Raw genomic sequence first — 18,177 nt, forward strand, 5'->3', positions numbered from 1 at the left:
TCAATTCTGTACCTGTATTTCAGATGATTCAGATAGACGGTCTTTACCATTCGTAACGACATCATCTTCAGTTGTTAGCCCATCTGTTATTTGGATAGTCTCATTAGATTCTGCACCTAATTTGACCGAAACTTTTTTCACTTTCTTTCCTTGTGAGACAAAGACGTAGGTGTCGTCTTCTCCATATACAATCGATTCTTTTGGTACAACCAGCGCATCTTCGACCACATCCGTTTTAATAAAAGCCGTTGCTTTCATGCCGCCTTTGATTTTATTGTCTTTGTTTTCAAGTTCGATATCGATCACAAATGAGCCGGTTTGTTCATTTGCTGTCGGTGGAATTTCGCTAAGTTCTCCAGAAAAGGAACCATCGATTCCATCGAAAGTAATGGAGACTTTCTGCCCTTTAGAAAGTTTGCTGATTTGAAAGCTGTTTACTTGAAATGATGCCACGACCGGGTCCATATTGACCACGACAGCGAGTGGAGAATTAGGGACTGCAGTGGCATTTTCCTCTGCGTTGATTTGAGAGATAACGCCTGTGATCGGTGACTCGATCGTTGTGGCATTAAGAACATCTCTAGCCTGGTTCAGACTTGCGCGTGTTTCAGCAAGCTGAGACTCGAGCTGAGTGACGTTTCCAGCCGACATAGACGGGAGAGAGGCTGCAGCTTGCGATAGCTCCGCTTGCTTAATCGCGACTTCTAAACTTTCTTTCAAAACGTCTGAAGCAGTTACTTCTTCCGTATCGATTTGGTTAAGTAGTGTTTGAGATCGCTCTAACGATGCGTTCAATTCTTCTTGCATCGCTTTTAACTCTTTCGCATTTTTCTCTGCTTCACTTGATAATTGTTTTGCTTGGGAAACTGCTTTTTCAAGTTCATCGACTGCATTTGAAAGGTTGGCAACGTTTCGCCTTGCAGCTGTATCATCCAACGTTGCGATGAGATCCCCTTTTTCAACAGAACTTCCTACTTTAACGTTCAGTTCGACGATTTCTAAAGGAGAAGGAGCTACGAGTGGAATCGTAGTGCCAGGGATAGCTTGTCCTGTTAATTCAAGCTCATCAGATAATTCGGTCTTCTTAACGTCTGCAACCTCTACAGGGATCGGTTGATCCTTTGTTTCGGTACTCGTTATTTCAGGAGTGGTACATGCGCTTGTGAGTACAAGCACTCCTGCTAAATAAATCGCTTTCTTCATTATGTTCACCTCAAAAGTAGTGTCTCTTGTACGAATACTATCATGTGGAAAAGTGTGGTGCTTAAATAAAATAAAACATTTTGAAACAATTTATGTTTAGAAGGGCAACGATGGGGGAAGTAGAAGATAGAATCAGGATTACATGTATAAGAATTGTACAACTAAATTGTAACTTTTGTCATCACCCTAGTTATTTTTTTCACAGTGTAGTATAATATAAATTGTGAGAAGATAATGTTTCTAAATAAAGAATAATGTTCATTTATAGAAAGGAGCCAATCCTTATGGTAACACTCTATACATCTCCAAGCTGCACATCTTGTCGAAAAGCAAAAGCATGGCTACAGGAGCACGACATTTCATTCACAGAACGTAACATATTTGCTGAACCCCTCACGATTGAAGAGGTTAAAGAAATTCTTCGTATGACTGAGGACGGAACAGATGAAATTATATCAACTCGCTCAAAAACATTCCAGGAATTGGGCTTGAATTTAGACAACGTTTCACTTCAGGAATTGTTTGAGCTAATTAGTGAATACCCTGGATTGCTTCGTCGTCCAATCATTTTAGATGAGAAGCGTCTACAAGTGGGTTACAACGAAGATGAAATTCGTCGATTCCTTCCACGTAAAGTTCGTACATTTCAACTTCAAGAAGCTACACAGCGTCTTGTAAATTAATAAAAACTTCTACAGGAGATTCCTGTAGAAGTTTTTTTAGTTACGAACCGTTTTGTTAGCTTTCCTTTTATAATACCATCCTCCGATGATAATTATTAATAAGAATAACCAGTGGGTAGGATATTCTAAAGACGGGTACGTGTAATAAAATGCTTTGAGTTCAGGAGCATTCGTTAACATTTTTCCTGCAGTTAATGCGAGTATCCCCGCTCCAACGTAAATGAGAAAAGGGAAGCGGTTTAGAGCATGTAGAATCATTCTGCTCCCCCATACGATGATGGGGATAGAGATCAGTAAGCCGAAGACGACCAGATACAGCTTTCCGTGGGCTGCTCCTGCAATAGCGAGAACATTATCAAGCCCCATGATCAGGTCAGCAATGACAATCGTCCTGATCGCACCCCAGAAGGAAAACTTAGAGTCGATCGTTTCTGTGCTCTCATCATCCTTCAGAAGCTTGAGTGATATCAGAAGTAAGAACAGACTTCCGATGATCAACAAGTAAGGAAGAGTCAATAAATAGACGGCAACAATGGTTAGTGCTATTCTTAGACCTACAGCGAGTGCTGTACCGATTAAAATCGCTTTACCTCTGTTGGATTCAGGCAAATTTCGACAGGCAAGAGCAATGACGACTGCATTATCACCTCCGAGTACGATATCGATACCGATAATGAACAAAATCGAAGTGATGATTTCTGTTTCGAACAATGGCGCCAACTCCCGGATTTAGTTAAATTTTACAATCATGACAGGAGCATACAGGGGCAAGCTATACACATAAATATTTATATCGTGTATATGCTGTAATATGAGTGAAAAACAAACGTTTTTTTATTTCCATTCTTTGAAGTTTTATCATAGAATGGTATTACAAGAGAAAAGCGGTTTGGTTTAATCGCTTGAGGGAATGAAACAATAAGGAGTATCCCAGAGGGAATAGCCTTCCGGTTAAACAAACAGGAGGGAGAGAAAACGGATGGAAATAGAACGAGTCAACGCAAATACATTAAAATTCTTTATCACGTATAGGGACATTGAAAATAGAGGATTTGATCGAGAAGAAATTTGGTACGATCGAGAAAGAGGAGAAGAGCTGTTCTGGGAAATGATGGATGAAGCGCATCAGCGAGAGCAATTTTCACTGGAAGGTCCGCTCTGGATACAAGTACAGGCCTTAGAAAAAGGTTTGGAAATCATCGTTACACGTGCGCAGATGTCTAACGACGGCTCTAAACTTGAATTACCGATCTCTGAAGATAAACAATTGGATCTTCCAATCGATGAGAATATTGATAAAATTTTAGACGACAAATTCACGATTCAAAGTAGTCATGAGACAGAGGAAGCAGAACAGCTTGAAGAAGAAGAACTCACCTTCACAATTGGATTTAAAGATTTTGAAGATGTCATCTCTTTAGCTCATGGATTTGATGCAGATGGAGTTGAAAACGGGCTGTACAATTTCGAAGACAGATATTACCTCCACGTTGTTTTTGACGAAGCATTGAGCGAAGATGATCAGGATAACCGCTTGAGCCAGTTGTTAGAGTACGGATATGAGTCAGATCTAACAGTTCACAGGATGCAAGAATACGGTAAGGAAATTCTCTCTGAACAGGCTCTTGAACAGCTCCGTGTTCACTTCCCACTCTTATAAACCATTGCCGATTTCAATAAGAAATCGGCTTTTTTTATTTTTATAAAAAGAGGAAAATTGTGAGAGAGAAGAGAATACTATCGCATCTAATTAAAATCGAGGTGAACAGATGTTAAAAGCTGTATCAAGCGTTGGATCAATCTTGAATTTTGCTGAGAACAAAGAGGGGTTAGATTCTCTGATAAAGCTTCGTAAGACTACTGACTTTTACTGCCCAAGTTGTAATGGATCAGTCGTCATGAGACTCGGTCAGAAAAAAGTTTGGCATTTTGCCCACCGTGCCCATGCCCCTTGTGTTGATCCGTGGGAGGTTGAGTCTAGCTATCATCTTTCGGGCAAAGAACAGCTTTACCGCTGGTTAAGAAATGAGCACGCTGACGTTGAAGTAGAGACATATCTACCAGAGCCTCGAAAACGGCCAGATCTCTTTTTAAAGTCACGTAACCTTGCTATCGAGTACCAATGCTCATCCATAGAAGAAGCCCTCTTACAGCACCGCTCAGACAGTTATTATCAAAGTGGGCTCGACGTATGGTGGATCTTAGGTAAGAGTCGACTCAGAAGTAAGTATCGTTTTATCCACTCGGTAAGTTCCATGGAGTGGGCAGCTGTTAAAATGATAAACCATACACCAATTCTCTTTTATTACTGTCCATTTGAAAAACTATTCTCCCTCGTTGTACCCCAGTATAGTTTGACCCCTACAAAAATCGTTTGTACTTCACAAATAATCTCTCTTGAAACCACCTCGATCACTTCTCTTTTTCAGCCTCACGTAACAACACTCTCTCACTCTCATATCAATTGGATCTGGCTTAAACAAAAACGAATCTGGCGAATGAATCCTCATGGCGAAAAAAGTTATGCCTATTTTTATATGAGGAAACTTTTATACAAAAAAGGAGGGACACTCAGACTGTTCCCTTCAGAAGCAGGCATCCCCTCATCCTCAAATTATTGGATCGAAACCCCAGCGTATTTATGGCAATCTTGGATTTCGTTAGTTTTCCTTCAAAACCTACGTCCCAAATCAACGTTTACACTTCATCATCTTTCTAATTCCTTTAAAGAACTCATTTCTCGTGGCATTATCAAAGTACGAACCCAATCATTCGAAGAAGGGATCGAACTCTCTTTAAGAGGTTACCTCTCGCAACTCATCACGTTATCCGTCCTCAAAAAAAGAGGAGATCGGTATGAAAAAATACATCAACCCGCCATGCATCATTCTGTCGAAATCGCTTTAAAATCAGATGAAAGAGTACTTTCAAATCTTAGCTAACATGCGAGTATTGTCGAGCGAAAATGTAAGAATAATAAGAGAAATATGATAGGATAATTAATGTATATGAAAATATGATGGAGGTGTCTGATAGATGGAGAACAAAACAAAAAATGCATTACCAAAACGTGAAGATATTCCGGTAGAAGATACGTGGGATTTAGAAGCGATTTATGAGAATGATCAGAAATGGGAAGAAGAATTCAAAGAAATTAAAGCGCTAATCCCTGAGATGGAAACGTATAAAGGGAAACTGAGCGAATCAGCTGATACGCTTTATGCTGGACTACAAAAGCAAGATGAAATTACCAAAAAACTAGGAAAGCTTTTTACATACGCACACATGAGGTACGACCAGGATACGACAAACTCAACGTATCAAGGTTTGAATGATCGAGCATCAAATCTTGCGACACAAGTCAGCAGCGCGCTTGCGTTCGTAGTACCAGAAATCTTAAGTATCCCTGAGAAGGAAATCGAAACTTATTTGAAAGAAAACAAAGATCTTCAGTTGTATGCTCAAGCACTCGACGAAATTAACCGTCAGCGTCCACATGTTCTTTCAAAAGAAGAAGAAGCGATTCTCGCTGGCATTAGTGATGTTACGAATAGTTCGAGCAACACGTTCGGGATGTTAAACAATGCTGATATGAAATTCCCTACGATTGAAGATGAGAAAGGTGATGAGGTTGAAGTCACTCATGGTAGATTGATCCGTTTCCTTGAAAGCAGTGACCGTAGAGTAAGGAAGGATGCCTTTAAAGCCGTCTATGATACGTATGATAAATTTAAAAACACATTCGCGAGTACGCTGAGTGGAACGGTCAAGCGTGATAACTACTATGCATCCGTTCGTAACTACGATTCTGCTCGTCAAGCAGCACTCGACAATAACAATATTCCTGAAGAAGTGTATGATAATCTCGTCAAAACCGTAAATAGTCGCTTAGATTTGTTGCATCGTTACGTAGATATTCGTAAAAAAGCGTTAGGATTAGATGAACTTCATATGTATGATCTCTATACACCTTTAGTTCCAGATGTAAAGATGGAAGTGAAGTATGAGGAAGCGAAGGATTATATTTTAAAGGGATTAACGCCACTAGGCGAAGAATATGAAAACATCTTAAAAGAAGGCTTTGAAAATCGCTGGGTAGACGTTCAAGAAAACGTTGGGAAGCGCAGCGGAGCGTATTCATCCGGCAGCTATGGTACGCGACCATATATTTTGATGAACTGGCAAGATAACGTGAACAATCTTTTCACGCTTGCACATGAGTTTGGTCATTCCGTACACTCTTATTACACGAGAGAGAACCAGCCATATCCATACGCTAATTATTCGATCTTTGTAGCAGAAGTGGCGTCGACGACGAATGAATCTCTTCTGAATGACTACTTATTAAAAAATACAACAGATAAGCAAGAAAAGCTGTATTTGTTAAATCATTATCTTGAAGGATTCCGTGGAACTGTGTTCCGTCAAACGATGTTTGCTGAATTCGAGCACATGATCCATAAGAAAGCTCAAGAAGGCGAGCCATTGACTCCAGACCTGCTTTCAAAGTTGTATTATGAGTTGAACAAAAAGTATTTCGGTGAAAACCTAGTGATCGATGAAGATATTGCACTTGAATGGGCAAGGATCCCACATTTCTACTACAACTATTATGTATTCCAATATGCCACAGGATTTAGTGCAGCGGCATCCTTATCAAAGCAAATCCTTGATGAAGGCGAGCCAGCTGTTTCACGCTATATTGACTTCTTAAAAGCGGGAAGCTCTGACTATCCGATCGAAGTATTGAAAAAAGCTGGTGTAGATATGACATCATCAAAACCGATCAGCGACGCTTTAGATGTGTTTGAATCCATCCTAGATGAAATGGAAAACCTGCTCTTCTCATAACAATGCAAACCCGCCTAACTACAGGCGGGTTTTTGCTTGTTCAAAAATCTAGTGTATTATGGTCTGTCTTTCTATGGATGAACTCCGTTAATCACATGAAGGAAGAGTTATTCACTTCACAAAATTAATTTCAAATCGAATGAAACATTTGAATCTATTATGAAAAAAAGGTTTTTCTTTCCGGCTTCTTTAGGAAGTTTACGCTTCCAATAAAACTTATATTAGGATTGGAGCGGAAGGATACTCAACTCCTGTGGGATCAGCGGGACAGGTGAGACCCCACAGGCGAAGCCGAGGAGGCTCACCGCCCGCCTCGCGGAAAGCGAGTATCCTGGAGCGGAAATCCCCACTTTATCAGTACTAAACCCGCCTAACTACAGGCGGGTTTTTTAGTGAAAGCCTTTAAATTGGTTGCGCTTGTTGAACATGCTTACTGTAAATAAAATTGAGAAAAACAGAAGAAGAATCCCTACGATCGAAGGGATGAACTTAAGAAGCCCCATTAAAAAAACTCCAAAACTCAAAGCCACAAGTATCAGACCGAATAGTACAGTATAAGACATACTTTCTCCTCCTCAATAAAATAAATATGAAACCTTTTTGTTTTTAGACCGTAAAAAAGGAACGAGGGAATTTTCCCCGTTCCTTAAGATTGAGAAGTCGATCGCCAGAAGCAACCATGTTTCACTGGTACTTGTGCGGCTTTTTGTTTCAGTGCGAGTTTTTTCATTTCGGCATTTGCTTCTTCAAGGCTCAAATCATAAACAACTGCAACCTCTTTCGTTGCAACGAACTGATAACGCTGCAAGAAATGTTCGATGGAAGGTAGAGGCTCAGGTTCCGGTTCTTTTTTCAGCATTTCATGTAAAATGCTAACGTACACTTCGTAATCGTAAAGACCCGTAATCTTCAGCCCTTCTTCTTCAATGTTTTCGTTAAAGAAAACGAGTGTTGGAAGTTCATTCACTTCCATTTCAGCTGATATCTTCAAGTCACATTGAAAGGCTCTGATCGATGCTTGAGAGTGGAGGTCTTTTTTAAACTCTTCCACATCTAGGCCAGTATCTTTAGCTGCATTGACGAGGTTCTCTTCTTTCGTCATGTTCTGCTTTTCGATGAAGAGAAGTTCTCTCATTTTACGAAGGAATCGAAGACCCTGCAGCTTTCCTTGAAGCTCTGCTGCTTTGATTGCGATCGAAGCGATGTAAGGTGTATCGATCGGATCCTCAAACCAGAGGTCCCCATCGCATGACATGCCAGATCGTGTAGCAGTGCGCTCCCAGCGTTTCGCAACATCTGCGTGGGTTTTAATGCCTTCTGTTTTCCTTTTAAAGGAATTGAACGTTTCAACATTACCACCCACAAGGTGCCTTATTCGAAATGTATGTCCATATTCAAGATGGAGCTTTTTTATGACGGGTTCAAGACCCCAGCAATCAGGGCATAACGGATCGACGAAAGAGTAGATCTCGATCGGCTTGCTTTTCTGGGATAGCGTTGAACAAGTGTCGGTATCTCCGTTTGGATTGTAAGAATCGCAAAAGGAACCTGTCTCTTTCGGTGTCAATTCGATTCTCCTTTCTCTTCCGGATTACCCGTGTTGACCATATGGTGGGCTGTGAATGTAAGTCTGTTTAATAAATGTTCTTTAAGTTCAATCTCTAATTCAACTTCGTCCATAGCATCTTCCATACAAGTTAGCCAGGCTGTAGCTCGTTCTGGTGTGATTTCAAATGGTAGATGTCTTGCTCTTAACATAGGATGCCCATGTTCTTCAGAATATAGAGGAGGACCTCCTAGAAATTGTGTTAAAAATTGTTTTTGCTTTCGTGCTGTCTCGTCCAAGTCAGCAGGAAAGATCGGTTTAAGTTTCGGATGTTGTGAAACTCTGTTATAGAACGCGTTCACAAGTTCATCTAACTTTGAACGTCCAATTAAATCATACATGTTTTGTTTCATATTGCTCTTCCCCTTTGGAAATTAGAACCTTATTACAGTTTTATTTTAGCAACCTCTATATGTAACAGCAAATAATCTGGTTTGCAATGATTCCCATAAAAAAACAGAAGCGCTACAGTTGCTTCTGTTTTTCAATGAAGAATCGCTGTATTTTGTTCTTAGCCTTTCTAATTTCGATTCCATGTTTTTCTAATAATTGGTAGAAAGCACGTTCTCCTTCTTCAAAATCGGTCACTTCAAATTCCAATTCGTAATCTTCACATCCAAGATATTCACTGTGATCTAGAACGAGGAGGCCAGTAGGAAGCTTCACTTCTGCACGATGAGTCGTTAATGACCCGAGATGGAAAAGGTTTTCAGCAAGACCGAGCTTCGCTACTTGTTGGTACACTTCTCCGTTTGGTAATTGTCCAGTTTCTTTGATCGATTGAAATGTTTCTTCAGTGATATTTTGATGCGTCTCTAATAATCCCTGTTGTGCTGGCTCTTTCAAGGTAAGTACAAGCCTATTTTTCTTTTTCCTTACACGTAGGGCTGCGCCTTTGTCCCGAAGAATAAATTGATCAGAATCAAAGTAATCGTTTGTTTGTGTTTTTATATCGTCATGTGATAGCTCATAGGAAGCTAATAATGCGTCATATTCTTCTTCGGTTAGCATATTTTTAAATTCGATCTCGATTTCTTGAGCCATTTGTTGAGCCTCCATTAAGGAAATATCTTATCTATCGAAATTATGTCATAAGTAGGTGTTTAGGACAACACAACTGAAATCACCCCATTCGATATGATAAACTATATGGTGGTACATATAGCATTTGCAAGGAAGGAGAGGTATTTGTGGCATTACAATACCAGGTAACAAGAGGAGAAATGAACGAGGAGAATACAATCTTTTATATCGATGAGAAAGTGGATCTAACTAGTTATTCTGCAACTGGGAATATGCTTGTAGATTCAGACAACCTCTCATTTGTTTATCTACTTGATGGTGATGAAGGGTATACATATATTCGTTTTAACAAGGACGTGTGGTCTTCTTTAAAAGGCATTCTAGATAAAGATTTACCTGTTTTGCTAGTCGATGAGACAGGGGATAAGCTCGAGCTTGTCGAAATAAAAGAAGAGCTCGCTTATTTAGTTGAGAATATCAAAGGGAATTCTAACTATGGAAATGAAATGAATGAAGCTGTTGAGAGCGTATTTCTAACAGCTACTTCATAGATATTGTCGTTGGTGGTGGTAGGATGAATTGGGAAGAGTTTTTGGCGCCATATAAGCAGGCTGTAAACGAGCTGAAGGTGAAGCTTAAAGGCATCAGAGATCAGTTTGAAAAGGCGGATGATCATACGCCTGTAGAATTTGTTACAGGAAGAGTAAAGCCGATTCCAAGTATTATGGATAAAGCGAAAAGAAAAGATATTCCAACGAATAAGCTACAGGAAGAGATGCATGATATCGCTGGGTTACGCGTGATGTGTCAGTTCGTTGAAGATATTAACCGTGTGATTCAGCATTTACGCAACAGAAAAGATTTTGAAATCGTTGAAGAGCGTGATTATGTAACGAATCAAAAAGAGAGCGGGTACCGCTCTTATCATGTCGTAGTCCGTTACCCTGTTCAAACGATTCACGGTGAACAGATGCTTCTCGTTGAAATTCAGATCCGTACGCTCGCAATGAACTTTTGGGCAACGATTGAGCACTCCCTTAACTACAAATATAATAAGAAGATTCCGAGCAACATCCAAAGGCGACTTCAACGAGCAGCAGAAGCCGCCTCAAGGTTAGATGATGAAATGTCGGAGATTAGGGGAGAAATAAAAGAAGCCCAAAAAGTGTTTATGCAAAAGAAAGAAAAGGAAGAGAAAGAAAACTAAAGTAGATGAGGTGCCGAAAGTGAAATTTGCTATAAAGTCGAAAGGGGATCAAACGTCGAATCAGCTACAGCAGCGCATAAAGAACTATTTGCGTGATTTTGATCTAGAGTACGATGAAGCAGAACCAGATATCGTGATCTCTGTTGGTGGAGATGGCACGTTGCTGCATGCTTTTCATCATTATCAAGATCGATTGGACGATACCGCATTTGTCGGTGTACATACTGGACACCTTGGGTTTTATGCAGATTGGGTGCCTGAGGAAGTTGAGAAACTTGTGATTCATATTGCGAGGACGCCATTCCAAATCGTTGAATACCCTCTTCTTGAAGTAACGGTTCGTTACCTTGATAGCTCGAAAGAAAATAGGTATCTCGCTTTGAACGAATGTACGGTAAAAAGCGTCGAGGGCTCACTAGTAATGAATGTTGATATCAAAGGTGATCTTTTTGAAACATTTAGAGGAGACGGCCTTTGTATTTCTACTCCTTCAGGGAGCACAGCTTATAACAAAGCGCTTGGTGGAGCGATTATTCATCCAGCCCTGCCGTCGATTCAGCTCTCCGAGATGGCATCGATCAATAATCGGGTATTTCGAACGGTTGGCTCACCGCTCGTTTTGCCTCAGCATCACACTTGTTTATTAAGACCTGTTAATGACGTGGATTTTCAGATTACGGTCGACCACCTTTTCTTACTTCAAAAAGATGTCAAATCGATTCAATATCGTGTTGCAGAAGAAAAGATCCGGTTTGCTAGGTTTAGACCTTTCCCATTCTGGAAGCGCGTGAAGGAATCGTTCGTCGATGATGAATAAGTACAGAAGCAGTCCAGTTCATCTGAAGAGCTGGACTGCTTTTCTATCTAGTAAAGGAGGTGGTGCATCATGAGCGGCTTACAGTTTAACTGGAAGGTAGAAGAACGCAACGACGGAACTTTAGTGAGAGAATTTTTGTTAAGAGAGAAAAGCCTTTCAAGAAGTATGCTGACGGATATTAAGTTTAAAGGTGGCAGCATTCGGGTGAACGGAGAAATTAGGAATGTTCGGACGACTTTGCATACAGGAGATCTCGTTTCATTAACGTTTCCAGAAGAAAAGGTTAGTGAGACCATGAAGCCGATCGAGATGAATTTAAGGATTACGTTTGAAGATGAACATTTCTTACTTATCAATAAGCCGTCAAACCTGCCTACGATTCCATCTAGGCATTCAGAAAGCTCCCTTGCTCAAGGTGTACTCGCTTACTATCAAAAGCATGATTTAAACAGAACCGTACACGCGGTCAATCGACTCGATCGTGACACATCCGGTCTCGTTCTCTTTGCAAAACATCGCTACGCGCACGACCTGCTTTCGCGACAACAAAAAAACAAAACGATGAAGCGAACGTATTATGCAATCATTCATGGGGTTATTGAACAAAAAGATGGTGTGATCGATCAACCGATTGGTCGAAAAGAAGGCAGCATCATCGAGAGGGCTGTAAGAGAGGATGGACAGAGAGCCGTTACTCACTATCGAACGATTCGAGCGAGTTCTACAAAAAGCCTCCTTGAAATCAAGTTATTAACCGGAAGGACACATCAAATCCGAGTCCACTTGTCTTCGATCGGTCATCCTTTATTAGGAGATGATCTTTACGGCGGAGAAAAAGGAGAGATAAACCGACAAGCTCTTCATAGTAAGAGCATTGCGTTCTATCACCCCTTTCTTGAAAAAACACTTACGTTTACTGCTGAATTGGAAGAAGATATGAGAAATGTTATGGAAATGCGCGGAACTTCTCTTTAACAAGTGGTAAGGAAGAAGGAACGGAAAAGGTTGTGAGTTCAGGATATTGAAGTGCTGTTAACTTACCTCCAAACACGCAACCTGTATCGATATTGACGGTTCTGTTGATCCATCGTGGCTCCTCAACAGGCGTATGACCATACACGATGAGAGGGGAAGCCTTGTAAGTAGCTGCCCAATCTCTTCTTACAGGCATGCCGTTCGCGTGGGTTTCTCCCGTCACATCTCCATACAAAACAAAGGTTTTAACCTTTTTTCCAGATTGGCCGATATACTTTTCTGGCAGCCCTGCGTGCGCGACAATGAGACTTCCATTATCGAGTGTTAAATAGAGAGGAGACTCTTCATAGAGAGTAGTAAACTTGTCGATGATGTCTTCTCTCCTTGCACTTGATAGCTGTGAAAGTTCCTCTACGGTTGTTTCTAACCCATGCTTTTGCTGGACGTTTCTACCGATCATGTAGCGGTAGAGCTTATTACAATGATTGCCGGGGCAATAATAGGCATTTTGGTTTTCAACGAGCTTTGTTACGACTTCAATAACGTTTAGGGATTGTGGACCTCTATCCGTTAGGTCTCCGAGGAAGACAAGCTTTCTGTTTTCAGGATGAATAGGGGTCTCGTTGTTCCATTCGTAGCCTAACTGATGAGTAAGGGATACGAATTCATCATAACAGCCGTGTATGTCACCAATAATATCGAACATTGTACTTCCTCCTTTATGCGATTATCCATTCCCTACTTTCATGGTTCACATTCTTGAAAGTGATGTAAAAATAACCTGCCGCTTGGGCAGGTTATTCAAACATGTATGTTTTTGTTCGTGATCTAACGTTCAATACAAGTCCAACTGCAATCATATATGTGAGCAAGGCACTTCCTCCGTAACTTACAAAAGGAAGAGGGATTCCAGTAATCGGTAATAATCGTACGGTCATACCGATGTTTTGAAATACTTGGAAAGTCAACATACCGATTACACCGGCACATAAATAGCTACCGAACGATTCATTGCTTTCTAATGCAGTATGAATCATGCGGTAAATGAGAAGGAAGAAGATCGAGATGGTGATACTCGCTCCAATGAAACCAAACTCTTCACCGATCACTGCAAAAATGAAGTCGGTATGGGCTTCAGGGAAGTAGACGGTACCATCTGCATAGCCTTTTCCTTCAAGCTTTCCTGACCCGATGGCTAGGATTGCTTTCGTTGCTTGATAGCCTGCATCCGTATATTCTTCTGGTGCGAGCCAGCCATAAAAACGGGCAAGCTGGTATTCATCTAGAATGTAACTTTTGAAAAAGGTTGGGAATTTAAAGAATGTGAATACTACTGCAGCAATACCTGCAACTCCCGTTAGCGTGAGCAATGCGAGCAAACGCCATCGAACGCCTGATACGAGCGTAATACTTACGACGATCGCGGTAAAAACCATCGCGGTACCGAGATCGGGCTGTTTCATAACAATCGCAAGTGGAAGAGCAGCGATCGCAAAGATTTTACCTAGTAAGATCAAATCGGTTTGAATCGTTTTTTCTCCGTATTTTTCATGGTGCTTCACGACAGAAGAACTGATTGTGATGATCATAAAGATCTTCATAAACTCTGATGGCTGCACGCTTCCAAGCCCAGGTAATACGAACCAACTTTTTGCTCCGTTTCGAATTGGGGCAATCTGATAGCTCCCTATGTATTCTGGCATGATCATGAGCAGTAGTAAAAGGAAAATACCGAAACCGTATAGGTACCACGAGAGCTGTTTGAAACGATCAAAGTCGATGACCATAGTGAGTGATAATACAAACGCTCCAATGAAATACCAAGTTAGCTGTTTTCCAGCGAAGTTTACGTTTTTTAACTCTCCAGGAAGTGAAGCTTGTGCAGAATAAATGGCAACTGTACTGACACACATCAGTAAAAAGATAAAGAACAGAAGCGTATAATCGATCTGCTGCCAAGGTGTTTGATTGTCATTGTTCATGATATAATCCTTTCTAAAGAAAAGCGTTGGAGACGTGCTCAAAGCACATCACCTATCTTATCTGAAAAAACTCTTTTTGCAAATCTGAAAAAGGAATTTGTTTTGACAAAATTACTATGTTCCGACTAAGATAGGAAGGTAATTTTACTTATTATATTATAAATGAGATTGTACGCTACTTAAAGAAATAAACAAGACCTCACATGCAATTTATGTCTATTTTATTACGATAACGCATGACGCGCTTAGTAAAGAGTAGGAAGGAGGGAGTGCTTGGTGGCACATCCAGAACAAGAGATCCAACTTATTTACGATGCCCTTATCGAATCTTTATCTGAAGAAAAAATAGAGGCATTTCGTGACCTATTTCTCGATATACATCCTTATGACCAGGCAAAATTCTTCCTTACTGTTGAAGAAGACGTTCGACTATTGGTATATACGTATTTGTCTCCAAAAGAAATGGCAGAGATCTTTCAAAACTTTGAAATAGAAGAGCAGGAAGATTTTATTTCTGAAATGGAACCTCCATATGCTGCTGAAATGCTTGCTGAGATGTATGCCGATGATGCTGTTGACGTCTTGAACGAGCTTAACCCAGAACAGATTGCAAGTTATTTAACAATCATGGACGATGATGCAGCTGACGAGATCAAAGAACTGCTTCATTATGAAGAGAAGACTGCCGGAAGTATCATGACGACTGAATTTGTTTCGATACGAGCTCACCAAACGGTGAAACGTGCGATGCAAATTCTTAGACGTGAAGCCCCCGAGGCAGAAACCATCTACTATGTATTCGTAGTGGACCAGCAAAAAAGGCTGGTAGGCGTCATATCTTTAAGAGATTTGATCATAGCTGAAGAAGATGTCCTGATCGAAGACATCATGAATGAACGTGTTGTATCGATTTCAGTTGGAGAAGACCAGGAAGAAGCGGCTAGGTTGATGAGAGATTATGACTTCCTCGCGCTACCCGTACTGGATTTTCAACAGCACCTACTTGGAATCATCACGCACGATGATATCGTTGATGTTATTGAAGAAGAAGCTTCAGAAGACTACTCCAAGCTTGCCGCAATCTCAGACGATGGGACGCTTGATCGAAACCCATTTGCTTCAGCACGAAAACGATTGCCCTGGCTCGTTATCTTATTGTTTCTTGGTATGATGACCGCTAGTTTAATCGGACAATTCGAAGAAACCCTCGATAAAGTGGCTCTCCTTGCCGTATTTATCCCGTTGATCGCAGGGATGGCGGGAAATACAGGTACACAGGCACTAGCAGTTGTCGTCCGAGGGATTGCAACAGGGGATTTTGAAGAACATAGTAAATGGAACTTAATTTTACGAGAAGCTGGTACAGGATTGATAACGGGAGCAACATGCGGGATCCTTGTAACAATTATTATTTTCTTATGGCAAGGAACCTTTTTTCTTGGAATTTTAGTTGGATTTTCGCTATTATGTACTCTGATAGTCGCAACGCTTGCAGGTGCGCTTGTACCACTACTTATGCATAAATTAAACATTGACCCTGCAGTGGCCTCAGGGCCGTTCATTACGACGATCAACGATATTATCAGTATTCTCATCTACTTTGGTATGGCTACTGCATTTATGAGCTATCTCATTTAGTAGGATATCGTTGGGGTTTGAAGGAGGAAAGACATGGAACACGGCGCATCAGTATCATCCTTAGTTATTGTAGTTGTTATTGCATTTTTAATTCCATTCATTCTACACAGATTTAAGTTGAACATTCTTCCTGTAGTAGTAGCTGAAATTATCGCTGGTATCATTATCGGGCAGAGTGGATTCAATTTGGTCGAAGCGGATACCTGGCTAGACACACTTTCAACGCTTGGGTTCATCTTCTTAATGTTCTTAAGTGGACTTGAGATCGATTTCTCTGTGTTTGCCAGTAAAAAGAAGAAAGTGAAGCTGCCGACTGGAAAAATCGAACCGAACCGTGTTCTGGTTTCATTCATCGTCTTCGTCTTCGTATTTCTTGTGTCGTATGGATTATCTATATTATTCGTCGTTCTCGGCTATACAGACAATGCCTTTTTCATGACGTTAATCATCTCGACGATCTCGCTTGGCGTCGTTGTGCCAACATTAAAAGATGCAAATGTGCTTAAAACGAGTATCGGACAAACGATTCTTTTGATAGCTGTCATCGCTGACCTTGCTACGATGATCTTGTTAGCGATCTTTGTTTCTCTTCATTCAGGTGGAGAAGGAAACATGTGGCTCTTGTTAGTTCTATTTGGAGCGGGTATCCTTCTGTATTTCATGGGTGCTTATTTCAGACATCTTTCCTTTATTGAAACGATGTCAAAAGGGACGATACAGATTGGAACGAGAGCAGTATTTACACTAATTATCGTACTTGTTGGTATTTCAGAAACGGTTGGAGCGGAAAATATCCTTGGTGCATTCTTGGCAGGAGCACTCGTATCGCTTCTATCACCAAATACAGAACTTGTACAAAAGCTCGACTCATTTGGATATGGCTTTTTGATCCCAATCTTCTTTGTGATGGTAGGGGTCGAGCTAGATGTTTGGTCATTGTTCCAAGACCCTAGAGTACTTGTCTTGATTCCATTACTATTGCTTGCACTATTTATTTCAAAGCTAGTTCCAGTATTAGTGCTAAAAAGATGGTATGACATCAAAACGGTCCTCGGAAGTGGAATTCTATTAACGTCAACGCTTTCTCTCGTAATCGCTGCAGCAGAAATCGGGGAACGAATCGATATCATCGATGAACAATTGTCTTCTGCTTTGATATTAGTAGCCGTCATCAGCTGTATCGTTGCACCGATCTTGTTTAGGAAAGTAATGCCGAAACCTGAAGAACGATCCAACGCTAAAAAGCTTGCGATTATTGGTGCAAACCAGATCACGCTACCGATTTCCTTAGAGCTGAATCCTGCGAATTATCAAACGTCGATTTATCATACGAAGCAAGAGAAGGTTGACTCAGATAAGCAAAGTAGTCACTTCAGCGTTACTGAACTTTCTGATTATCGTATCGATACGCTCCGAAACAGTGAAGTATTCGATGCAGATATCCTATTGATTTCAACAGGTGACGATGAAACGAACGCAGATATCGCTGTATTCGCTAGAGAGTATGGAACTGAACGTGTCATTGCGAGAATTGAATTAACTGAAGTCGCTGATCAATTACGTGATCTGAACATCGATGTGTTCTCAGTATTCTTCTCTACAAAAGCGTTACTCAAAGCTCTGATTGAGTCACCTGGAGTCGTAAATATCTTCACTAAAGAAGAAAATGCGCTTTACCAGATCAATATGAACAATGTTGAATATAACGGCGTGCCACTCCGCAACTTCCCTTACTTAGGAGATACGATCATCGTTCGTATTTTCCGCGGTAAAGACTCGATCGTACCACACGGAGACACGGAACTACGGATTGGTGATCGTTTGATCGTAACAGGTAGCAGTGAGAGTGTAGAAGAAGTAAGAACATTATTGAGTTATTAGGAAAGGCTCCCGGCATCATGCCGGGGCTTTTTTTCGTATAGAAAATTCCTTCGAGGTGATACTACTAGCAGTTGAAGGAGGTCATGGATATGAACCCTGAACTTGAAGTTGTGTGTCCGGCTTGTCATAAGAAGAGTGAACTAGAACATACGATTACCGCTCAATCTAATCAGAACATTATCTTTGTATGCCCTCATTGCGGTTATGAAAAAAGAAATATCGAAACGAGCAAAGGGTAATGAATTCTACATGGTACAGGTTCCATCAAACATGTTATAATTAGCACGTGGTGCTAAGAACTAATAATAAAA

At 40.7% G+C, this 18,177-nt stretch carries 19 protein-coding genes; 11 read left to right on the forward strand and 8 right to left on the reverse strand.

Annotated elements, in window-relative coordinates; translation table 11 throughout:
• Positions 1-1,203, reverse strand: coding sequence for an efflux RND transporter periplasmic adaptor subunit (locus tag PFZ69_RS13735; RefSeq protein WP_270181641.1), 1,203 nt, complete (start codon positions 1,201-1,203; stop codon positions 1-3).
• A 284-nt stretch (positions 1,204-1,487) separates the two neighbouring features.
• Between PFZ69_RS13735 and spxA the strand changes: the two genes are divergently transcribed.
• Entirely contained in the window at positions 1,488-1,886 is a 399-nt protein-coding gene (spxA, locus tag PFZ69_RS13740) for a transcriptional regulator SpxA (RefSeq protein ID WP_270181642.1), read from the forward strand.
• Positions 1,887-1,922: 36 nt separating this feature from the next.
• Here the strand turns inward: spxA and PFZ69_RS13745 are convergent, their stop codons facing one another.
• Positions 1,923-2,597, reverse strand: a complete 675-nt coding sequence (locus PFZ69_RS13745; RefSeq protein ID WP_333489742.1) for a TerC family protein — start codon at positions 2,595-2,597, stop codon at positions 1,923-1,925.
• A 268-nt stretch (positions 2,598-2,865) separates the two neighbouring features.
• Here PFZ69_RS13745 and mecA point away from each other — a divergent pair, with 268 nt between their 5' ends.
• From mecA to pepF, 3 genes are all read left to right on the forward strand, one after another.
• Positions 2,866-3,546, forward strand: coding sequence for an adaptor protein MecA (gene mecA, locus PFZ69_RS13750; protein ID WP_270181643.1), 681 nt, complete (start codon positions 2,866-2,868; stop codon positions 3,544-3,546).
• A gap of 109 nt (positions 3,547-3,655) precedes the next feature.
• Entirely contained in the window at positions 3,656-4,828 is a 1,173-nt protein-coding gene (locus tag PFZ69_RS13755; RefSeq protein ID WP_270181644.1) for a competence protein CoiA, read from the forward strand.
• Positions 4,829-4,922: 94 nt separating this feature from the next.
• Positions 4,923-6,737, forward strand: coding sequence for an oligoendopeptidase F (pepF, locus tag PFZ69_RS13760; protein WP_270181645.1), 1,815 nt, complete (start codon positions 4,923-4,925; stop codon positions 6,735-6,737).
• Positions 6,738-7,126: 389 nt separating this feature from the next.
• On the opposite strand, the gene PFZ69_RS13765 is transcribed toward pepF, so the two are convergent.
• The 4 genes from PFZ69_RS13765 to PFZ69_RS13780 all read right to left on the reverse strand — a co-directional run bounded on the left by PFZ69_RS13765 (position 7,127) and on the right by PFZ69_RS13780 (position 9,387).
• Positions 7,127-7,300, reverse strand: a complete 174-nt coding sequence (locus PFZ69_RS13765) for a hypothetical protein (RefSeq protein WP_270181646.1) — start codon at positions 7,298-7,300, stop codon at positions 7,127-7,129.
• A gap of 83 nt (positions 7,301-7,383) precedes the next feature.
• Complete coding sequence (locus PFZ69_RS13770; RefSeq protein ID WP_270182048.1) at positions 7,384-8,211, reverse strand: ClpXP adapter SpxH family protein; 828 nt, start codon at positions 8,209-8,211, stop codon at positions 7,384-7,386.
• An 89-nt stretch (positions 8,212-8,300) separates the two neighbouring features.
• Positions 8,301-8,696: a globin domain-containing protein gene (locus PFZ69_RS13775; protein WP_270181647.1), complete on the reverse strand. Its 396-nt coding sequence runs from the start codon at positions 8,694-8,696 to the stop codon at positions 8,301-8,303.
• A 112-nt stretch (positions 8,697-8,808) separates the two neighbouring features.
• The gene (locus PFZ69_RS13780; protein ID WP_270181648.1) at positions 8,809-9,387 is read right to left on the reverse strand and encodes a CYTH domain-containing protein; all 579 of its coding nucleotides are present in this window, start codon (positions 9,385-9,387) and stop codon (positions 8,809-8,811) included.
• A 146-nt stretch (positions 9,388-9,533) separates the two neighbouring features.
• Here PFZ69_RS13780 and PFZ69_RS13785 point away from each other — a divergent pair, with 146 nt between their 5' ends.
• From PFZ69_RS13785 to PFZ69_RS13800, 4 genes are all read left to right on the forward strand, one after another.
• Positions 9,534-9,917 (forward strand): hypothetical protein, encoded by a 384-nt coding sequence (locus tag PFZ69_RS13785; RefSeq protein ID WP_270181649.1) that lies wholly within the window; start codon positions 9,534-9,536, stop codon positions 9,915-9,917.
• Positions 9,918-9,940: 23 nt separating this feature from the next.
• Positions 9,941-10,573, forward strand: a complete 633-nt coding sequence (locus PFZ69_RS13790) for a GTP pyrophosphokinase (protein WP_270181650.1) — start codon at positions 9,941-9,943, stop codon at positions 10,571-10,573.
• 19 nt (positions 10,574-10,592) lie between these two features.
• Entirely contained in the window at positions 10,593-11,390 is a 798-nt protein-coding gene (locus PFZ69_RS13795; protein ID WP_270181651.1) for an NAD kinase, read from the forward strand.
• 69 nt (positions 11,391-11,459) lie between these two features.
• Positions 11,460-12,365 carry an RluA family pseudouridine synthase gene (locus PFZ69_RS13800; protein ID WP_270181652.1) on the forward strand — a complete coding sequence of 302 codons (906 nt, stop codon included), beginning with the start codon at positions 11,460-11,462 and terminating at the stop codon, positions 12,363-12,365.
• Here PFZ69_RS13800 and prpE read toward each other — a convergent pair.
• On the reverse strand, positions 12,337-13,071 hold the full coding sequence (prpE, locus tag PFZ69_RS13805; RefSeq protein ID WP_270181653.1) for a bis(5'-nucleosyl)-tetraphosphatase PrpE: 735 nt from the start codon (positions 13,069-13,071) through the stop codon (positions 12,337-12,339). The genes PFZ69_RS13800 and prpE overlap by 29 nt on opposite strands.
• 91 nt (positions 13,072-13,162) lie before the next feature.
• Positions 13,163-14,347, reverse strand: a complete 1,185-nt coding sequence (locus PFZ69_RS13810) for an FtsW/RodA/SpoVE family cell cycle protein (protein WP_270181654.1) — start codon at positions 14,345-14,347, stop codon at positions 13,163-13,165.
• Between the two features lie 297 nt (positions 14,348-14,644).
• Here PFZ69_RS13810 and mgtE point away from each other — a divergent pair, with 297 nt between their 5' ends.
• The 3 genes from mgtE (at position 14,645) to PFZ69_RS13825 (ending at position 18,105) form a co-directional block, all read left to right on the forward strand.
• Entirely contained in the window at positions 14,645-15,985 is a 1,341-nt protein-coding gene (mgtE, locus tag PFZ69_RS13815) for a magnesium transporter (RefSeq protein ID WP_442865185.1), read from the forward strand.
• Positions 15,986-16,018: 33 nt separating this feature from the next.
• Positions 16,019-17,866 carry a monovalent cation:proton antiporter family protein gene (locus tag PFZ69_RS13820; RefSeq protein ID WP_270181656.1) on the forward strand — a complete coding sequence of 616 codons (1,848 nt, stop codon included), beginning with the start codon at positions 16,019-16,021 and terminating at the stop codon, positions 17,864-17,866.
• Between the two features lie 89 nt (positions 17,867-17,955).
• The gene (locus PFZ69_RS13825) at positions 17,956-18,105 is read left to right on the forward strand and encodes a hypothetical protein (RefSeq protein WP_270182071.1); all 150 of its coding nucleotides are present in this window, start codon (positions 17,956-17,958) and stop codon (positions 18,103-18,105) included.
• Positions 18,106-18,177 lie beyond the last annotated feature (72 nt).

This window comes from Alkalihalobacillus sp. CinArs1 (assembly GCF_947387515.1).
Taxonomy (GTDB): Bacteria; Bacillota; Bacilli; order Bacillales; family Guptibacillaceae; genus Guptibacillus.

What these genes read in the sequence shown, in the direction of transcription:
- PFZ69_RS13810 (WP_270181654.1), bottom strand. Translation starts at nt 14,347, where the DNA reads ATGAACAATGACAATCAAACACCTTGGCAGCAGATCGATTATACGCTT.
- PFZ69_RS13775 (WP_270181647.1), bottom strand. Translation starts at nt 8,696, where the DNA reads ATGAAACAAAACATGTATGATTTAATTGGACGTTCAAAGTTAGATGAA.
- mecA (WP_270181643.1), top strand. Translation starts at nt 2,866, where the DNA reads ATGGAAATAGAACGAGTCAACGCAAATACATTAAAATTCTTTATCACG.
- PFZ69_RS13790 (WP_270181650.1), top strand. Translation starts at nt 9,941, where the DNA reads ATGAATTGGGAAGAGTTTTTGGCGCCATATAAGCAGGCTGTAAACGAG.
- spxA (WP_270181642.1), top strand. Translation starts at nt 1,488, where the DNA reads ATGGTAACACTCTATACATCTCCAAGCTGCACATCTTGTCGAAAAGCA.
- PFZ69_RS13820 (WP_270181656.1), top strand. Translation starts at nt 16,019, where the DNA reads ATGGAACACGGCGCATCAGTATCATCCTTAGTTATTGTAGTTGTTATT.
- PFZ69_RS13800 (WP_270181652.1), top strand. Translation starts at nt 11,460, where the DNA reads ATGAGCGGCTTACAGTTTAACTGGAAGGTAGAAGAACGCAACGACGGA.
- PFZ69_RS13735 (WP_270181641.1), bottom strand. Translation starts at nt 1,203, where the DNA reads ATGAAGAAAGCGATTTATTTAGCAGGAGTGCTTGTACTCACAAGCGCA.
- PFZ69_RS13780 (WP_270181648.1), bottom strand. Translation starts at nt 9,387, where the DNA reads ATGGCTCAAGAAATCGAGATCGAATTTAAAAATATGCTAACCGAAGAA.
- pepF (WP_270181645.1), top strand. Translation starts at nt 4,923, where the DNA reads ATGGAGAACAAAACAAAAAATGCATTACCAAAACGTGAAGATATTCCG.
- PFZ69_RS13825 (WP_270182071.1), top strand. Translation starts at nt 17,956, where the DNA reads ATGAACCCTGAACTTGAAGTTGTGTGTCCGGCTTGTCATAAGAAGAGT.
- PFZ69_RS13755 (WP_270181644.1), top strand. Translation starts at nt 3,656, where the DNA reads ATGTTAAAAGCTGTATCAAGCGTTGGATCAATCTTGAATTTTGCTGAG.
- prpE (WP_270181653.1), bottom strand. Translation starts at nt 13,071, where the DNA reads ATGTTCGATATTATTGGTGACATACACGGCTGTTATGATGAATTCGTA.
- PFZ69_RS13765 (WP_270181646.1), bottom strand. Translation starts at nt 7,300, where the DNA reads ATGTCTTATACTGTACTATTCGGTCTGATACTTGTGGCTTTGAGTTTT.